Source organism: Streptomyces sp. NPDC042201 (assembly GCF_055582185.1).
The window spans coordinates 187367-200758 of the sequence record NZ_JBVJDS010000003.1; the positions used below are offsets into that span (position 1 = coordinate 187367).

Genomic DNA, 13392 nt, shown 5'->3' on the forward strand with positions numbered 1-13392 from the left:
TCCTTCGGACGGTCCGTACGGCGCCGGGCCGAGTGGGGCGCGCGAGACCGCCACTGGTCGACACGACTGGTATACAAGCATCGGTCGCGAAGCGATGCAATACTTGTGTGGTGCCGACTGTCCGACGTTCCCGCGCCGGGCCGGTGCCCCGGCCGATCCGCGGTCCAAGGGCCCGAGAGGGTCGGCGCCGCAGGCCGGTACGGACCTGTCGAGCGGGAGGGCATGAGCCGTGACAGCACCCCGATACGATGAGCGCATGGCCCAATCGAACCGGCAGCGGACCAGTCGCCGTGCCGTCTACGCGACGTTGCGCCGCAAGGTTCTGACTCTTGAATTCCCTCCGGGCGCGGCCCTGTCGGAGAACGAACTCGCCGCGTCCCTCGGGGTGAGCCGCACCCCGGTCCGGGAGAGTCTGATCCTGCTGTCCGAGGAGGGCCTCGTCCAGGTCTTCCCCCAGGTGGGGTCCTTCGTCTCACGCGTCGACCCGGCCAAAGTGGCCGACGCGCAGTTCCTCAGGGAGGCCGTGGAGCTGGCCTCACTCGAAGACCTCCCGGCCGAGCTGGACCCGGAGCTGATCGATGAACTGCGGCGCAACCTGGAGGAGCAGCAGCGGCCCGGTCTCGACCTGGAGGAGTTCTTCGAGCTGGACGAGGCATTCCACCAGACCCTCCTGCGCCTGAGCGGGCACGGCAGCGCCTGGGCGACCGTGGTCTCGGCCAAGGGCCATCTCGACCGCGCGCGGCGGCTGGGCCTCTACGACACCGCCTCGTCGTCGGGCTTCGCCGCCCAGCACGTCGAAATCCTCGACGCGGTCCTCGGCGGCGACGTCTCCATGGCCCGTACGGCCATGCGCGCCCATCTGCGGGCGGTGTTCGACGATGTCGAGCGCATCAGGGCGCGCTCACCCGAGCTGTTCGCCACGGACTCCGGCACGGTTCCGGTACGGCGCAACATCGTCGTCTGGGAGTGACCGGGCCAGAGTACGTCGTCCGGAGCGCCGGCGCGCATAGCCTGTACGACACGAGCCCAGCCAACCTCGAGGAAGGACATCACCCCGTGGCCAGGACGACCCAGCTCCGCACGTACACCGTCCGTGACGGCATGCTTGACGAGTGGGTGGAGCGGTGGCGGATGGAAATCGTCCCCCTCCGGCTGGAGTTGGGGTTCACCATCGGAGGGGCATGGGTCGACCGGGAGCGCAACCACTTCGTCTGGCTGATCTCATACGACGGTCCCGAGGCGTTCGCGGAGCGCAACGCGATGTACTGGTCATCGCCTGCTCGAAAGGCGATGAATCTCGATCCGGACGACTATCTGGTGCACACCGACGACCGCACGGTGGAAGAGCGTTACTGACTAGAAGACTCATGAAGATCTTGGGCCCTGGCCCCACCGCTCACGTGGCGGGGCCGGAGCCCAGACGGGACTTCTGAAACACGTCCTGGTGCCTCGACCGGGAGTGATTGCCCGCCAAGGAGCGGCGTCCATTGCGTGCGATCGCAAGGCGGCCGGAGACCTTTGTAGCGGAGCTGCTCGGGTCTTCGGCCAACGCGGCGAGCATGCGTGCTGGGCGTCGCGACAGGGCAAACATTGCCGGGAGGGGCACGAGCTACGTCGGGGTGAGCGGCAGCATGTGCTGGCGCCGTTCGTCCTCGCTGAGCGTCCGGAAGACCCGTCCCCGCGCGTGTGCTTCAAGCCTGTCGTAGTCGGGTTCCGCCGGCCATATTCGGGCTGTTCCGTCGAAGGACGCCGTGAGCAGCCGCGAACCCTCCCGTGACCAGGCGACCGATGTCACCTTGTCCTGGTGAACGCCGACGATCGCGATCTCCCTGAAGGAGGCGGAGGACCATAGGCGTACGGTGCGGTCGTCGGATCCGGTGGCGATGAACCGGCCATCGGGGGACCAGGCGACGGCGCGGACACGTCCCTCGTGGCCCTTCAACGTATCGATGCGGCGTCCTGTGCTCGCTTCCCACACGGCGGCCGTCCAGTCGCCGGAGACGGTGGCGACCCGCTGTTCATCCGGGGCCCAGGCGACATCGTCCACGTAGTTGTCGTGACCGCGCAGAACGGTGAGTTGTCGGCTCTCGGTGACGTCCCACAGTCGGCATGTGCGGTCGTCGGAGGCGCTGGCGAGTAGCCGGCCACTGGGCGACCACGCGATGCGCCCGACCCAGTCCTGATGGCCGGTCAAGGCGGAGAGGTCAGCCCCGCTTTGCGCGGACAGGACGTGCACGGTGCCGTCGTGCCCGCCGGTGGCGATCCGGCCACCGTCCGGTGACCAGGCACACGATTCGATGACCTCGCCACAATGCTTGAACAGGGCGCTCCCCGACTCGTCCATGACACGGAACACACCGTCGTTGGTGCTGAGCGCGATCCGGCTGTCCTGCGGCGACCACGCCACGCTCCACACCCGGTCGTAGAGCCGGACCGGGCGACCTATGGCAGTCCCGGTCGTCGCGTCCCAGATGCGGACGGTGCCGTCGTCGGAGGCAGTGGCGAGACAACTCTCGTCCCGGGACCAAGCCGCCTGGTTCACGGGACCGGCGTGCCCGTCGGCCACTACGATCTCGGCTCCTCGTGGCCGTACGTCCCACACGCATCCCGTGCCGTCGGTCGAACTCGTGGCAAGCTGAGCACCCGAGGGAGACCAGGCCACTCCCCAGACTGTGTCGGTGTGTCCGCGGAGCACTGCCAGGACCCTCGCGTCCTCGGTGCTGACGATGCGTACGGTCCGGTCGGAAGAAGCTGAGGCGAGCATCCGGCCGTCCGGTGACCAGGCCAGGTTCCATACGTAGTCGGTGTGCCCGCGCAGTAGCAGCCGCAGAGCACCGGTCTGTGCGTCCCAGATGCGCGCCGTGTGGTCACCGGAGCCCGTGGCAATGGAGCGTCCGTCCCCGGACCAGGCAATGCCCTCGACGAAGTCCGTGTGGCCGGTCAGGGTCGCCGCCACCGCACATGTCGCCAGGTCCCACACGATCGCGGTCTGATCGTGGGAGGCGGAGGCGAGGCGGGTGCTGTCGGGAGACCAGGCGACGCCCCAGACGTCGTCGCGGTGTCCACGCAGTTCGTGTATGAGAGAGCCCGTTTCGGCTTCCCAGACCCGTACGACGCAGTCCTTCGACGTGGCGGCGACGTGCCTCCCGTCCGGTGACCAGGCCACTTGCCTGCCGATGTCCGTGGCCCCGGTCAGCAGCCGGACGGGGACGCCCGAGGTGGCGTTCCAGATTCTTACGACACAGTCCCGGGACGCAGTGGCGATGTGGGACGAGTCCGGGGACCAAGCGACCGACTCGACCATTGAGCCGTCGGACGGAAGGACCAGCAGCGACCGTCCGGACCGGGCGTCGAACACCCGAGCGGTGCCGTCCCGCGACGCCGTGGCCAACAGACGGCCGTCCGGGGACCAGGTGATGTCGCGGACCGTGTCCGTGTGCTCGTCGAGTCGGGTACGAAGATGGCTTGTCGCCAGAGCCGTCATGAGCCCGCGGCGGGCCGACGGTGTCGGCGTGCACTCGCTGAGGGCGGCCAAGGAGAGGAGGATGGCCCGCTCCGGGTGGCTCCCCGCGCTGCTGAGCGCGTACTGGCCGACACTGTCCGAGACACGCCGCAGGAAGGCCAGATCACGCCGCTGCGAGGACTGGACGAGTGAGCGTGTCGGATCCGATGCCTGACCTGCCTCCTCCAGTGCGGCGAGCCAGCGCTGGGCCAGGGACAGCCGTTCGCCGGTGAGAAGGTAGTCGTCGCTGCGCCCGGACCGCTCCCAGTCCTCGGCCCACCGCTCGAGCTCGGCGCGTTCGCGAAGCTGCTCGACGCGCGCCTCGACCTCCTGTCTCAGAGGAGCCCACTGGCGGAACAGCGCCTCGTGTGTCACCTGAGCGAAGGGGACCTGACCGGACTCTCCATCCCCACGTACGTCGGACATCAGCAGCCGCGCGTCCACGAAAGCGTCCACGACAAGGCGTTCCTCGTCCGTGAGCTCGGACAACGGAACGCGTCTGCGGGCTACTTCATGCCCCTGGACTGTCACGAACCTGAGTAGGACCCGGAGCACGAAGCCGATTCCGCCATCCGTGCCGAGTTCGGCCACTGTGTGATCCGCCTGCCGGGCGAGGGCGCCCGGCACACCGCCGAGAGTCCGGTACAGCTCCTCGGTCACGGTCTCACCCGGCCCGGAAGCGAAGTAGAGCTCCTGAAGCAGGTAGGCCAGCAGCGGCAGAGCATCGTCCGCGCCGGTGTCGTTCACGATCATGTCGACCACGCCGGGTGCGAAGGAGAGGTTGACCAGGGCACCGGGGCGCTCCACCACTTGGGCAAGCTGGTTTCGGCCCAACGTGCCGATGGCGATCGGATGCTGGACGACCTCGGCGTGTCCAGTGCCAAGGAGCCGGCCCAGGAAGTCCACCCGGAGTGTTGCCAGCACACGGATTCCGGCGTCCTGCTCCACGCAGGAGCAGAGCGCTTCGAGGAACTGTGCGCGCTCTCGCTCTCCAGCGAGTGTGACCATCTCTTCGAACTGGTCGATCACCAGGAGTGTGCGCCGGAATCGGCCGCCGCGTATCCGTGACAGTTCCGCCTTCAGGGAACCCGGTCCCTGCCGGAGCCGCCGCAGTACCGAGCTCACCGGTTCCTGCCCTCCGCCGGCCGTCGCGATGGCCGAGGCCAAGGCGCCGAGAGGGTTTGGCCCAGGGGAGAATGCGGGCAGGACCGTCCACCGGCGCTCCCGCAGCCGTGGCATCACACCGGCCCTGACCAACGAGGACTTTCCGCTTCCCGACGCTCCGACGAGCACCAGGAACCGGTCCGCGGTCCGCTCCGAGGATGCGTGCAGCCTGCGTGTCAGTTCAGCGGCCTGGGCCTCCCGCCCGAAGAAGATGGCCGCGTCGTTTTCGACGAAGGCGTCCAGACCCGGGTACGGAACCCGGTCCTCTGACCATTCGACCCGCGGCGGTGTGGGATTCTCCAGCCGGTATACGACGACCTGCCCGGCCACCATCGCGACGACCAGCAGACCGATGGCGGGTACGGACGCTCGCTGAATGGCCTGTAACAGCCACGGCGCGTCGTTCGCGTTGGTGGCGTAGTTGGTGACGATGCCGAGCAGGCTCGCGAAAAGCACCAGCAAGATCTGGAGCGCGAGCTGTAAGCGGTGCCTCATGTGGCACCAACTACGGCCCAGTCGCTTCCTTCCAGCACTGCACGCCCCCGCTTCCGCTGTCGCAACGGGCCCCATCGGCGATCACATCGGTTTGGGGGCACCGGTGTCCTGGAAGCATCATCGAAGGCAGCGAAGCCGATCTCAACAGCGCCGTGGCAAAACGAGCCAGAGCAGGGGAGGTCCGCATCCGTGGAGCCACTGAGGGACAACGACCCGCAGGCCATCGGGGGATACACCCTCGTGTGCCGGATCGGTGCCGGTGGCATGGGACGGGTCTACCTCGGTGAGTCGGCGGCGGGGCAGCAGGTCGCGGTCTCTGCTTGAAGTGGACAGCCTGAAGACGGTGTACGGGCCGTTCATCGCGTCCTTCGTCGCGGCGGACGCCCACGCGGAACAACCGTGGCTCGCGGTCGAGTAGTAGGCGTACGGGTACACAGAGTAGACAGCGGGAGTAACTGGGCGTGACAATGCCCGGGTTGTAAGTGTGCGGCGACTGGTTCCGCGCTCGTCCGTGGACGCGACGGGCTACAGGCCGTGCGCTTCGAGCATGGACATCAGCTTCCGCTTGCGTTTCTGGTCGCTGCGCAGGGCCGCCAGGTAGGCGGCGAACTCGCCCTCCGTCCCCAGCGTGCGGTGGCACGCGCGAGCGCTGAGCAGCAGCGCGGTCAGCTGCTCGTAGGTGCTGTCGCCGGTCCTCGCGCGCAGCGGTTCGATGTGGCGCAGGTACACGGCCAAGGCGTCGGCCGGCCGTCGGTGCCGGAGCCGGTCGGCCAGCGCACGCCACTGCCGCTGGTCGGCGTATCCGTCGGCGGCGGCCTGCCAGGCGGCGTCGAGGTCGCCGTCGTCCATGAGGGCGTCGACCAGGGCGGCGCCCCGGTGCCCATAGCCGTCTCCGTGCCCATGCCTCCCGTGGGGCGGGCCGTCGGCGCGGAGTACGTCCAGCGCGGCCGCGCGCTCGGTGTCGCCCCAGCCTCCGGCCGCGCGGGCCGCTGTCCGCAGGTCCTGGTACGCGGCCAGCGAGCGGCGATTCAGCAGGACGTCCCGGCGGACCGTCACCACATCGGCCGGACGGCCCGCGCGGCTGTACCGCTCGCAGACGAAGTCCACCAGATCGCTGTCCGGGCCATGGCCGGGGTCGGCCTCCCGCAGGCCGCGTTCGGCCCACTCCAGGGACTCGGCCGCACGGCCCGCCTGCTCCAGCTCCCGCGCGATCACCAGGTGCGTGGCGCCCGTCGGGGACAGATCCGCGGCATGGACGGCGACGAGCGCGTCCACGCTGCCCTCCGCCTTCAGCAGGCGCTCCATGAGATATTTCTCCGCCCAGCCCTTCGGGTTTCTCCGCCAGGCCGCGACCACCAGCTCCCGTGCCCGTGTCAGGCCCGGCTCGCCCAGCACCTCCTGGTAGTCGGCCAGGTCGATGTCGGTGGCGTCGTTGAGATCGCCGAGGAGGTGGTCCACCAGCCAGTCGGCGGTCCGCTCCGGGTCGGGCCGGGCAGCCAGGCAGGCATCCAGATGCGCCTGGGCCAGCCCGGCCGCCACCTCGCCGATCACGCCGTCCGAGTCGTCGATCTCCCCGTACGTCCGGCCGAGCGACCGCATCGCTTCCCGGGCCACCTCCACCGCGTCCGCTGCCCGCCCGCTCCCGGTCAGGGTGCGCAGCGCGGTCACCGCCTCGGCTGCCTGCTGCCCGTAGGCGTGGGAGTCGGCGTACTCGATGTAGCCGTAGCGGGCGAAGGGACCGGTGTCGAGCAGACTGAGGATCCGCTCGCGTACGGCACCGAGATCGTCCCCGGCGGTTGCCGCGCGCAGCTCCATCCGGCGACGCAGGTCACGGTCGCCCGCCAGGTGTTCCCGTACCAGCGACAGCAGTTCGTCCCTGGTACGGGACTCCAGCCACGTATCGAGTTGCCGGGCACGGGACATGGCGGCGGCCCGCTGCCGGGGGACCGACTCCGCCTGTCCCAGTACGGTCAGACCCACTGCGACGCAGTGCTTGCAGAAGTTGCCCTCCTGCCCGTACGGGCAGTCGCACCCGCCGGTGAGGCCGTCCTCGCCCTCGCTCAGCTCGACCTCGTAGGCGTCGGTGCCGTCGACGGTCGCCGCGACCGTACCGTCCCCGATCTCCAGCGCGGACACAGCGGTCAGGTAGCCGAGGCCCCGCTGGAAGGAACGTGCCCCGGCCAGCCGGCGCAGGTCCCCTTCGGTGAAACCCAGTTCATGTGTCACACCGTTCATTCAACGGTACGGGGGGCCTTGTCCGAGGCGGCTGTGGGGTGATCCGCTGCCCAGGAGGCAAGGATGCGCAGTCCGTCGTGGGTGGGGGTGCCCACTTCCGCGGTCCAGACGACGAGTTGCTGGTCGGGGTCGGTGCTGGCGGTGAGGGTGTCCCAGTCGAGGGTGAGGTCGCCGGCGACGGGGTGATGCAGCTTCTTGGTGCCCACGCTCAGGGTGGCGACATTGTGGGCGGCCCACCACTGGCGGAAGTGTGCGTCCTGGACGGACAGTTCGCCCACCAGGGCTGTCAGGCGGGGGTCTGCGGGGTACTTGGCGGCTTCCATGCGCAGTTGGGCGACGCAGGTGCGGGCGACGGTCTCCCAGTCGCTGTACAGCGTTCTCATGGCAGGGTCGGTGAAGACCAGCCGGATGTAATTGCGCTGCTTTTCCGGGATCCGGCCGAAATCTGCGACCAGTGCCACGGCGAGCGCATTCCACGCGAGAATGTCCATGCGACGGCCCATGACAATGGCCGGAGTGGCGGTCAGGTCGTCGAGGAGCCGCCGCAATTGTGGCTGGACTTTTTGCCGGGTGCGCCGCTGGGGCCGCGTCGGGATTTTCCCGGCCAGTCCGAAGAGATAGTCGTGCTGGTCGTCGTCGAGGTGCAGGACGCGGGCGAGGGCGGTCAGTACGGGCGCCGACGCCTGGATGCGTCCCTGCTCAAGACGGGTGTAGTAGTCGGTGCTGATCGCGGCCAGCTGGGCCACTTCCTCCCGGCGCAGACCCGGCACCCGGCGCGGTGCTCCGATGTCCGGCAGTCCCACGGTACGGGGGCTGAGCTCGGCACGCCGGGCCTTGAGGAACTCCCCCAGCTCGTTGAGGTGTGCGTCGCGGGTCATGGGTTCCAGTCTCGCATCGGGCGCCCGCGGTGTGAGGGGGAGAGTTTACTCCCAGGATGTTCTGATCCCAGGAAGGAACTCTCCTCTTTGCGGACGCGCGTATGCCTGCGAGTCTTGATGATGTGGCCGATGGAAAGCCGTGGCCGATGGAAAGCCCCCTATGGGATCCGGCGCACATCACCGGATTCGCGAGATGCCGATTGCGGGGCCACGCAGAAAATCCATTCCGCGTTCGACGCTCGTGCGTCGCCTGCGCATCGGCCCTTTTGGAGAAACCCACCATGAACAAGCTGCCGAAGAAGCCCTCGACCAAGGGCCCCGAAGAGATGTTCACGGGTCACGTGTGGTTCGACGTCATCTACGCCGGCCGGATGCCGTCCCGTATGCGGGCGAACACGGTGCGCTTCGCGCCCTCTGCCCGTACCGCCTGGCACACGCACGCCATGGGACAGACGCTGCATGTCACCGAGGGCATCGGGTTGGTGCAGGCCCGCGGCGGCGAGGCCGTCGTGATGCGCCCGGGCGACACCGTGTACACCCCGCCCGGTGAGTGGCACTGGCACGGCGCCGCCCCCGAGCACTTCATGACCCACATCGCCCTCTGGGAGGGCCTGGGTGACGACACTCCGGAGACCACCTGGGGCGAGCACGTCACCGATGCGGAATACCCCGGCACCCAGGTCTGACCGCCGGGCCCTGAACCAGAACCGAATGACAAGAACCAGAAAGGTACGAGATGCGCGCGACTCTGATTTACGGTGCCGGTGATGTACGGGTGGAGAACGTCCCCGACCCGGTGCTGCGCGAGCCTACCGATGCCGTCGTGCGGGTGCTCCGCTCGTGCATCTGCGGCAGCGATCTGTGGCCGTACGGCTCGAAGCCGGCCTCCGAGCACGGCGACCGCATCGGCCACGAGTTCCTCGGCGTCGTCGAGGAGACCGGATCCGAGGTCTCCGGGCTGAAGCGGGGCGATGTGGTGGTGGCACCGTTCGTATGGGCGGACAACACCTGCGACTTCTGTACGGAGGGTCTCCAGACGTCCTGCCGGCACGGCGGCCTGTGGGGCGCCGACGGCGTGGACGGCGGGCAGGGCGAGGCGGTCCGCGTGCCGCAGGCCCAGGGCACCCTGGTCAAGCTGCCCGTCGGCGAGGACTCCGCCCTGCTGCCCTCGCTGCTCACCCTCTCGGACGTCTTCTCCACCGGCCACCACTGCGCGGTCACCGCCGGTGTCGACCCGCGCACCACGGTCACCGTCATAGGTGACGGCGCCGTCGGCCTCTCCGCGGTACTGGCCGCCAAGCGGCTGGGCGCCGAGCGGATCATCCTGATGGGCCGGCACAAGGCCCGTACGGACCTGGGCGTCGAGTTCGGCGCCACGGATGTCGTCGCCGAGCGCGGCGAGGAAGGCGTCGAGAAGGTCCGCGAGCTGACCAGCGGCGACGGCACCCACACGGTGCTGGAGTGCGTGGGGCTGGAGCCGGCCATGGACACCGCGTTCGGTGTCGTCCGCGACGGCGGCACGGTCAGCCGGGTGGGGGCTCCGCAGTACGAGCAGGTCTCCATGGGCTTCCCCCTCTTCATGCGCAACGTCACCCTCACCGGCGGCGTCGCTCCGGCCCGTGCCTACATCGACGAACTCCTGCCCGACGTCCTGGACGGGAAGATCCAGCCGGGCCGGGTCTTCGACCGCGCCGTCAGCCTGGATGAGGTGCCCGAGGGCTACCAGGCGATGGCCGACCGCCAGGCCCTCAAGATCCTTGTACGTCCCTGACTCGGCGAAGGCGGCGAGGGACGAACCCCGGTCCCGCTCGTAAGCCCTGGTCAGGCCGGTGATAACCTGCCGCCCCGCCTGTCGGCGCCACACGCCCCGGCAGGCGGTTCCGCATCCCGTACGCAGTAATGAGGTGTGCATGAAAGCAGGCAGCAGAACCGGCACCGTGGCCACGCTCGTGGGGGCCCTGGCCCTCTCGGCGTTCACCGCCCCGACGGCGGAGGCCGCGGACACCGGCATCACCGTGTCATCGGTGGTCATCAACGGAGGCAAGCCCGTCGTGGTGGGCACGTCGGACGAGAAACTGCCGTCCGTCACCTTCCGCATCGCCCTGCCCTCCGGCTACAGCACCGCCAATCCGTCCTCCTACTCGGCGGAACCCTTCCTCTACCACGACACCACTGCCAGTAAGGGGGCCAACAGCGGCGGCCTCTACATGGCGGGATACACCTGCTACGAGGACAGCTCCCGGGCGGCCCACTGCGCGGGTGAACTCACCATCGACCCGCGCTACGACCTCGATTCGAGCGGCGACGCCACGACCTGGAAGATCGGTGTGGCGGCGCGTCTCTTCAAGTCCAACGGGCAGCTCAAGGCCGAGGAGTACACGACGGCCGGCGGCGGCGTCCAGGTCAAGCGGTGGGCGAAGGCCACGGTCAACGCCTCGCCGGAGCCGGTGACGAAGGGCAAGACGCTCACCGTGACCGGCAACCTCACCCGCGCGGACTGGGTGAAGCACTCATACGCCGGTTACGGCAGCCAGTCGGTCAAGCTTCAGTTCCGCAAGGCGGGCAGCTCGGCCTACTCCACCGTCAAGACGGTGAAATCCGGCTCCACGGGCGCTCTGAAGACCACCGTCACCGCATCGGTCGACGGTTACTGGCGCTGGATCTTCGACGGTACGTCCACCACGGGCACCGCCACCTCCGGCGCCGACTTCGTCGACGTGCGCTGACCACTGACGGCATCGGCACCGGTGCCGTGCCGACGATTCCTTGAGAGCCGTCGGCGCGGCGCCGGTGTCGGCTGTGTACCCCATCCACAGTTCTGAATCGCCGGATATATTCCGTATATCCCTTTCTGTGTGTGGGTATTGGGGGAGGAGAACGGCTCGGGTCGCTTGCCACGCGGCCGCATCACACGACAGCCGAGGTGAGGACGTCATGACCCACCACACCAAGGATTCGGCGGATCGTCTGGCCCGTGGGCTGGGATGGTTCAGCACCGCCCTCGGCCTGGCGCAGACCACGGCGCCACGTGCCGCCTGCCGGTTGACCGGGCTCGACGACTCTCTGCCGGCCCGGGCCCTGATGCCCGCGATCGGAGCACGGGAGCTCGGCCACGGCGCTCTGCTGCTGGGCAGCCGCAGGCCCGCGCCCTGGGTCTGGACCAGGGTCGCCGGCGACGCACTCGACCTGACGCTCCTGACACGTGCCCTGCGCAACCGCACCGGTGGCAGGCTGCGCCGGGCCACGGTCGCCACGGCCGCCGTCTCCGGGCTCACCGCCGTCGACCTCTACACGGCGCTCCGGTCGGTCGGACGGAGCCGTACGAGGCGGGGTGACAGCATGCACACGAACGCGGCCATCACGGTCAACCGGCCACGGAACGAGGTGTACCGGTACTGGCACGCCTTCGAAAACCTGCCCGTCTTCATGCGGCACCTGGAAGCGGTACGTACAGACGGTGACGGGCAGTCGCACTGGGTCGCCAGGGCTCCCGTGAAAAAGACGGTCGAGTGGGATGCGGAGCTGGCCGTGGACCGTCCGGGAGAGCTGATCGCCTGGCGCTCGCTCAAGGGCGCGGGGGTGGAGAACACGGGCTCGGTGAGTTTCCACGACGCTCCTGGCGGCCGGGGCACCGAGGTACGGGTGGAGCTCGGCTTCACCCCGCCCGGCGGCAAGGCCGGGGCGGCGGTCGCTCGGCTGTTCGGCGAGCACCCCGAACAGCAGATACGTGACGATCTGCGCCGCTTCAAGCAGGTCATGGAGGTCGGCGAGGTGGTCCGCTCGGAGGGCAGCCCCGAGGGCACCCACACGTGGCGCCTGGCCAGGCAGCATCCGGCGCGGCCCCACAACGAGAAGCTCTGAAGCGGCCCGTCACGTCCCTCCGGCACGCGCGGGCGGGACGACGGCCGGAAAGGAAGCACCGTGAAAGGCAACTGCTGGATGGGCCGGAACTCCGTCGAGGTGCTGACCGTCCCCGATCCCCAGATCCTCAACGCTCAGGATGCCGTCGTCAGGATCACGTCGACCGCCATCTGCGGCTCCGACCTGCATCTGTACGACGGTTACATGCCGACCATGGAGAAGGGGGATGTCCTCGGCCACGAGTTCATGGGCGAGGTCGTGGAAACCGGGCCCGGCGTCAAGCGCCTGAGGACCGGCGACCGGGTGGTGGTCCCCTTCCCGATCGCCTGCGGGCACTGCACCGCCTGCGAACACGAGATGTACTCGGTGTGCGAGAACTCCAATCCCAACGCGGGTCTTGCGGAGAAGTTCATGGGGTACTCCCCGGCGGGCCTCTTCGGGTTCTCCCACATGCTCGGCGGCTTTCCCGGCGGCCAGGCGGAGTACGCGCGGGTGCCGTTCGCCGACGTCGGTCCCATCAAGATCGAGGACGACCTGCCGGACGATCAGGTGCTCTTCCTCTCCGACATCTTCCCCACCGGCTACATGGGAGCGGAGATGTGCGACATCAAGCCCGGCGACACCGTGGCCGTATGGGGCGCGGGACCGGTGGGCCAGTTCGCGGTCGCCAGCGCGTATCTGCTGGGGGCGGACCGGGTGATCGCGATCGACCGCTTTCCCTACCGGCTACGGATAGCGCGGGAGAAGGCCGGGGCCGAGACCATCAACTACGAGGAGGTGGACGTACTGGACACCCTGAAGGAGATGACGGCGGGGCGCGGCCCTGACGCGTGCATCGACGCGGTCGGTCTCGAAGCCCACCATCCCACCACGGCCGTCCATGCCTACGACCGTGCCAAGCAGGCGAGCCGCCTGGAGACCGAGCGGCCGCACGCCCTGCGGGAAGCGATCCTGGCCTGCCGCAACGGCGGCACCGTATCCGTCATTGGCGTCTACGGCGGACTGCTCGACAAGTTCCCCATGGGTTCCCTCATGAACCGGTCGCTGACGCTGAGGGCCGGCCAGTGCCACGTTCAGCGGTATCTCCAGCCTCTCCTGGAACGGATCAGGAACAAGGAGATCGACCCCAGCTTTGTCATCTCGCACCACATGCCCCTCGAAGAGGCACCGAACGGCTACGAGATTTTCAAGAACAAGCAGGACGAGTGCAACAAGGTGGTTCTGTCGGCCGCCTAGCCAAGGACATCGGGGCGAGCG

The 13392-nt window shown here is 68.7% G+C and carries 11 protein-coding genes; 8 read left to right on the forward strand and 3 right to left on the reverse strand.

Going from position 1 to position 13392, the window contains the following annotated elements; all coding sequences use genetic code 11:
- Positions 1 to 256: 256 nt before the first annotated feature.
- Both ACZ6MZ_RS08340 and ACZ6MZ_RS08345 read left to right on the forward strand, forming a co-directional pair.
- On the forward strand, positions 257 to 970 hold the full coding sequence (locus tag ACZ6MZ_RS08340; protein WP_389782380.1) for a GntR family transcriptional regulator: 714 nt from the start codon (positions 257 to 259) through the stop codon (positions 968 to 970).
- 86 nt (positions 971 to 1056) lie between these two features.
- Positions 1057 to 1356, forward strand: a complete 300-nt coding sequence (locus tag ACZ6MZ_RS08345) for an NIPSNAP family protein (protein ID WP_389782379.1) — start codon at positions 1057 to 1059, stop codon at positions 1354 to 1356.
- A gap of 253 nt (positions 1357 to 1609) precedes the next feature.
- Here the strand turns inward: ACZ6MZ_RS08345 and ACZ6MZ_RS08350 are convergent, their stop codons facing one another.
- Positions 1610 to 5161 (reverse strand): NACHT and WD repeat domain-containing protein, encoded by a 3552-nt coding sequence (locus ACZ6MZ_RS08350; RefSeq protein WP_469350540.1) that lies wholly within the window; start codon positions 5159 to 5161, stop codon positions 1610 to 1612.
- Between the two features lie 189 nt (positions 5162 to 5350).
- Between ACZ6MZ_RS08350 and ACZ6MZ_RS08355 the strand changes: the two genes are divergently transcribed.
- Positions 5351 to 5485: a hypothetical protein gene (locus tag ACZ6MZ_RS08355; protein WP_389782375.1), complete on the forward strand. Its 135-nt coding sequence runs from the start codon at positions 5351 to 5353 to the stop codon at positions 5483 to 5485.
- Between the two features lie 201 nt (positions 5486 to 5686).
- Here the strand turns inward: ACZ6MZ_RS08355 and ACZ6MZ_RS08360 are convergent, their stop codons facing one another.
- Both ACZ6MZ_RS08360 and ACZ6MZ_RS08365 read right to left on the reverse strand, forming a co-directional pair.
- Positions 5687 to 7387 carry an SWIM zinc finger family protein gene (locus tag ACZ6MZ_RS08360; RefSeq protein ID WP_469350542.1) on the reverse strand — a complete coding sequence of 567 codons (1701 nt, stop codon included), beginning with the start codon at positions 7385 to 7387 and terminating at the stop codon, positions 5687 to 5689.
- Between the two features lie 5 nt (positions 7388 to 7392).
- Positions 7393 to 8274 (reverse strand): helix-turn-helix domain-containing protein, encoded by an 882-nt coding sequence (locus ACZ6MZ_RS08365; RefSeq protein ID WP_469350544.1) that lies wholly within the window; start codon positions 8272 to 8274, stop codon positions 7393 to 7395.
- Positions 8275 to 8555: 281 nt separating this feature from the next.
- Here ACZ6MZ_RS08365 and ACZ6MZ_RS08370 point away from each other — a divergent pair, with 281 nt between their 5' ends.
- The 5 genes from ACZ6MZ_RS08370 to ACZ6MZ_RS08390 all read left to right on the forward strand — a co-directional run bounded on the left by ACZ6MZ_RS08370 (position 8556) and on the right by ACZ6MZ_RS08390 (position 13371).
- Entirely contained in the window at positions 8556 to 8960 is a 405-nt protein-coding gene (locus ACZ6MZ_RS08370; RefSeq protein ID WP_469350545.1) for a (R)-mandelonitrile lyase, read from the forward strand.
- Positions 8961 to 9010: 50 nt separating this feature from the next.
- Positions 9011 to 10045: a zinc-dependent alcohol dehydrogenase family protein gene (locus tag ACZ6MZ_RS08375; RefSeq protein ID WP_469350547.1), complete on the forward strand. Its 1035-nt coding sequence runs from the start codon at positions 9011 to 9013 to the stop codon at positions 10043 to 10045.
- A 139-nt stretch (positions 10046 to 10184) separates the two neighbouring features.
- Positions 10185 to 11000, forward strand: coding sequence for a hypothetical protein (locus ACZ6MZ_RS08380; RefSeq protein WP_469350549.1), 816 nt, complete (start codon positions 10185 to 10187; stop codon positions 10998 to 11000).
- 208 nt (positions 11001 to 11208) lie between these two features.
- On the forward strand, positions 11209 to 12135 hold the full coding sequence (locus ACZ6MZ_RS08385; protein WP_389782359.1) for an SRPBCC family protein: 927 nt from the start codon (positions 11209 to 11211) through the stop codon (positions 12133 to 12135).
- Between the two features lie 60 nt (positions 12136 to 12195).
- Positions 12196 to 13371, forward strand: coding sequence for a zinc-dependent alcohol dehydrogenase (locus ACZ6MZ_RS08390; RefSeq protein WP_469350550.1), 1176 nt, complete (start codon positions 12196 to 12198; stop codon positions 13369 to 13371).
- Positions 13372 to 13392 lie beyond the last annotated feature (21 nt).

What these genes read in the sequence shown, in the direction of transcription:
- ACZ6MZ_RS08340 (WP_389782380.1), top strand. Translation starts at nt 257, where the DNA reads ATGGCCCAATCGAACCGGCAGCGGACCAGTCGCCGTGCCGTCTACGCG.
- ACZ6MZ_RS08350 (WP_469350540.1), bottom strand. Translation starts at nt 5,161, where the DNA reads ATGAGGCACCGCTTACAGCTCGCGCTCCAGATCTTGCTGGTGCTTTTC.
- ACZ6MZ_RS08365 (WP_469350544.1), bottom strand. Translation starts at nt 8,274, where the DNA reads ATGACCCGCGACGCACACCTCAACGAGCTGGGGGAGTTCCTCAAGGCC.
- ACZ6MZ_RS08370 (WP_469350545.1), top strand. Translation starts at nt 8,556, where the DNA reads ATGAACAAGCTGCCGAAGAAGCCCTCGACCAAGGGCCCCGAAGAGATG.
- ACZ6MZ_RS08375 (WP_469350547.1), top strand. Translation starts at nt 9,011, where the DNA reads ATGCGCGCGACTCTGATTTACGGTGCCGGTGATGTACGGGTGGAGAAC.
- ACZ6MZ_RS08380 (WP_469350549.1), top strand. Translation starts at nt 10,185, where the DNA reads ATGAAAGCAGGCAGCAGAACCGGCACCGTGGCCACGCTCGTGGGGGCC.
- ACZ6MZ_RS08385 (WP_389782359.1), top strand. Translation starts at nt 11,209, where the DNA reads ATGACCCACCACACCAAGGATTCGGCGGATCGTCTGGCCCGTGGGCTG.